The 4,009-nt window shown below is 67.7% G+C and carries 4 protein-coding genes; all 4 read right to left on the bottom strand.

Annotated features, from left to right (window positions below):
- Positions 1 to 1,744: cache domain-containing protein (locus AC3DEZ_RS20430; RefSeq protein ID WP_488389845.1), on the bottom strand; the 1,744-nt coding region annotated here is incomplete at its 3' end.
- Between the two features lie 197 nt (positions 1,745 to 1,941).
- Positions 1,942 to 2,418 (bottom strand): chemotaxis protein CheW, encoded by a 477-nt coding sequence (locus AC3DEZ_RS20425; protein ID WP_488389844.1) that lies wholly within the window; start codon positions 2,416 to 2,418, stop codon positions 1,942 to 1,944.
- Positions 2,419 to 2,553: 135 nt separating this feature from the next.
- Positions 2,554 to 3,333 (bottom strand): flagellar brake protein, encoded by a 780-nt coding sequence (locus tag AC3DEZ_RS20420; protein WP_488389843.1) that lies wholly within the window; start codon positions 3,331 to 3,333, stop codon positions 2,554 to 2,556.
- 212 nt (positions 3,334 to 3,545) lie between these two features.
- Positions 3,546 to 4,009: methyl-accepting chemotaxis protein (locus AC3DEZ_RS20415; RefSeq protein ID WP_488389842.1), on the bottom strand; the 464-nt coding region annotated here is incomplete at its 5' end.

Here is a 4,009-nt window from a genome sequence, read left to right as displayed (position 1 = left end):
TGGTGGTGACGACCTGGCCGACGACGTTGCCGCCCTGGGAGGCGACCGAGGCCGCGCCGATGGCGAGCTGGTTGGCCTGGCGGGCCGAGTCGGCGTTCTGGCGGACGGTGGAGGTCAGTTCCTCCATGGAGGCGGCGGTTTCTTCCAGGTTGGCGGCCTGCTGTTCGGTGCGGCGGGACAGGTCGGCGTTGCCGGAGGCGATTTCGCCGGCGGCGGTGTTGATGGCGGTGGAGGCGTCCTGGATGCGCGAGACGATGTCGGTGAGCTGGGCGACGGTGGCGTTGGCGTCGTCGCGCATGCGGGCGAACACGCCGCCCAGCGCCTGGCTGCCGTCGCCGTCCATGCGCACCGTTAGATCACCTCGCGACAGCGCCGAAAGCAGGGTTGAAACCTGCGCCAGGCTGCCGGCGTTGGTGTCCAGCAGGCGGTTGAGCTGTTCGGCCAGTTGCAGGAAGAAGCCCCGCTTGCCGGCGGTGTCCACGCGCCGGGAAAGATCGCCGGCGATGGCGGCGCCGATGATGCTGGCGACTTCCTCCTCCACCCGTACTTCGGGCGTGCGATCCCGCCACTCCACCACGTAACCCAGCGGCTGGCCCTGGAGATCGCTGACCCGCGAGATTTCCTGTCCGAACCAGGCATCGCCCAGCCGGATCTGTCCGCGATGGGTGGCCTGCATCCGTTCGAGATAGTCCGCGATGCGTTGTTGCTCGGCGTGGAAGACATCGATGCTGCTGCCGATCAGGCGGTCCGCGTCGAACCGGGGCAGGGCGCGCTGGATGTCGCCGGCGTAGGACGCCAGCAGTTCGGTCACCGCGCGGTTGGCGTAGATGATCTCGCGCTCCGGCGACGCGATCATGACGCTGGTGCCGGCATTGTCCAGCGCGGTGCGGATGCGCAGGTTCTCGTCGGCGATGCGGCGTTCCTGCGCGGTGCGTTCCCGCAACTGCGTGACCATGTCGGCCAGGGCGGCGTTCATCTTGCCGATTTCATCGCCGGACGCGGCGGCGATGCGCACGTCCAGATTCCCCTTGGCCACCGCCTGGATGGCGCGCACGGCGCCGGCCATCGGGGTCAACACCGATCGGGCGATCAGCCAGCACAGGACCAGCGCCGCCAGCAGCACCAGCACGCCGGCCAGGATCAGCACGCGGGCGAAACTCCAGGCCCGCGCTGCGATGTCGTCCACGTATTCGCCACTGCCGATCACCCAGCCCCAGGGCCGGTACAGCGCCACGTAGGAAATCTTCTGGACCGGTTCGTCGACCCCGGGCTTGGCCCAGGTGTAGTCCAGGAAGCCGCCGCCCGCGGGGCCGCGCGCCAGCTTCACCATTTCGACGAAGATGCGCTTGCCGTCCGCGCTGGTCTGCTCGCCGAGGAACTTGCCGTCCAGCGCGGTCTGGTGCGGGTGCATCAGCATCGTCGGCGCCTGGTCGTTGACCCACAGGTAGTCGCTGCCGCCGGGACTGCGCAGCGCGGCGACCGCGGCCAGGGCCTGGCGCTTGGCCGACGCTTCGTCGAGCGCGCCGTCACGGGCCAGGGTCTGGTAGCGATCGATGATGCCGAGCGCGGCGCCCACCCGGGTCTGCAGTTGCTGGCGCTCGTTCTGCAACAGTTCGGTGTGATTGCGGCGCGCGGTCACCGTGCACAGGGCGACGACGCCGATGGCCAGCACGGCCAGCATCAGGAGGAACTTGCCGCGCAGGGACAGATCGCTGAAACGCGGACGGGTTGTTGCGGACTTCATGGGTACTTCCGGTCACTTTCTGGCAGAGGGGCGCGGGGCCCGATAGTGCTATCGGCGCGGTGCGCGCTGGCGTTGAATCATCCTTGGTCGTAGGGGAATGCCTGACAGGGGACCACGCGGGGCGTGCGCGGGCGCAGGGGAAGCCGGGCCTCCCCTGCGCGGATCGTCATGCGGTGGAACCGTCGCGCGGAGCGGCCTCAGGCCGCTTCGGCCTCGGCGGTGTGTTCGGTCAGATCGGCGCTGTCGATCAGGGTCTCGATGTCCAGCAGGATCAACATGCGGTCGTCGACCGTGCCGATGCCGGAAATGAAACGTGTGTCGACGCTGGCGCCGAATTCGGGGGTCGGGCGGATCTGTTCGGGATTCAGCGGAATCACGTCGGAAACGCTGTCGACCACGATGCCGACCACCCGATCCTCGACGTTGAGCACGATCATCACGGTGAAGGCGTCGTAGCGCGCCTCCTTCAGGCGCAGCTTCAGGCGCAGGTCGATGACCGGGACGATGGTGCCGCGCAGATTGATGACGCCCTTGATGTACTCGGGCGCGTCGGGCAGCCGGGTGACGGCGTCATAACCACGGATCTCCTGGACCTTCAGGATGTCCACGCCGTATTGCTCCTCGCCCAGCGCAAAGCTGAGGAACTCCGCGGCCGTGGTCTTGTTGTCGCTCATCGCAATGCTCCTGTGCATTCTGGCTGGGACGCGGCGGCGTCCTTCCCGCTACTCATCGGCCGGGATGGCGGGGACTTTAGGCGGGGAGGGGACGGGGCGGCGGAACTGCGACGGACGCCGCAGGACCGGCCCGGTTCAGCCGATCCCGCGCTCGCGGGCACTTCGCTGGCGCTCCATGCGGAAGATGTAGCGCTGGATCTGGGCGTCGCCGCCGCGTGGCAGATCGGTGAACTGGCAGCCGGCCCGCCAGATTTCCCGGCCATTGGGGCGGGACTGGCGGAACAAGTTCTTGACCATCAGCCGCACCTGCAGCGGCTCGCCGTCAGGCAGCAGCAGCCGGCAGTCCGTGTATTCGCGATAGGGACGGAAATCCGGCCGCTCCGCCGGAACCTCCACCGCCACGCCGCCCCCGCTGATATCGAGCACGCGCATTTCCACCCATTGCGGTTCCTCTTCTTCCACGCCGAACGGAATCAGGCAGCGGACCGGATGCGAGACCGGAATCTGCAGGCGGTAGAACTCCCGCCGTTGCAGGCGCATCACCCGTTCGGGCAGCGGCGCCTGGAACGCGACCTGGCCATCCAGCATCAGGCGCCCGCAGCCGGACAGCGGGAACTGCACGTGCACGCGGTCCAGTTGCGACACGCAGATGATCTGGTCCGCGTCCTCGACCGCGCGGTTGATGGTCGCGCTGATGCTGCCGTCGAACAGCAGATGGCTTTCGTCGTCGGAGAGCCCGATGAGCGCGGTGGGAAAAACATGGCCGCGCGGAACCAGGTGCGCGCTGATCAGGGCGCGGCGATCGATCAGTGCCTGCAGCACCTGGCGGATATCGCGCGGGTGCCTGAGCAGGTACTTCTCTTCTTCGTCGTACCGCACAGGTTCCTGGGTGGCGGCCTCGATCTGGTCGGACATACGCTCGGTGTGGGAAACGGAAGAATGGCCAGGCCCGGTGGGGAGCGGGACACCTGCCGATATATCGACCTCGTCACGGATTCTTTAGAGGAAGGGAGAGCGATCGTGACGGGGATTGCTCCGCGCCTGGGGGCGCTTGTTCCCGGCACGAAGAGCAAATCTCCCTCAATCCCCCTTCTTCGAAGGGGGAGGCGAAAGCGGAAAGGCGGCAATCAGAACTCCTGCCAGTCGCCGTCGGCCAGGGCCGGCTCGGGTTTGCGGCGGACCGTGGCGACGGGTTTGCGCATCACGGGCTTCTGCGCAGGAGCGGTCTCCGGCCGTGAACGTTTCGCTTGGGAAACGGGCACCTGAGGAGTCCGCGCCACGGACGACGCGGCCACCGCGGTGTCTTCAATGACGAACACGTCCACCGCTTCGGAGAGCAGGCGGGCCTGGTCTTCCATGCTGCGCGCGGCGGCGGAGGCTTCCTCGACCAGGGCGGCGTTCTGCTGGGTGGTCTCGTCCATCTGGGTGATGGTCTGGTTGACCTGCTCGATGCCGGCGGACTGTTCCTGCGAGGCGGCGGCGATTTCGGCCATGATGTCGGTGACCCGCTGGACCGAGGCGACAATCTCGCCCATGGTCGCGCCGGCCTGGTTGACCAGCGCCGAGCCGGTGGACACCTGGTCCACCGAGG

This window comes from Pseudoxanthomonas sp. 134C1 (genome assembly GCF_057773065.1).
The sequence above is the reverse complement of the archived record's forward strand: the minus strand, read 5'-3'. Positions and strand labels throughout refer to the sequence as shown.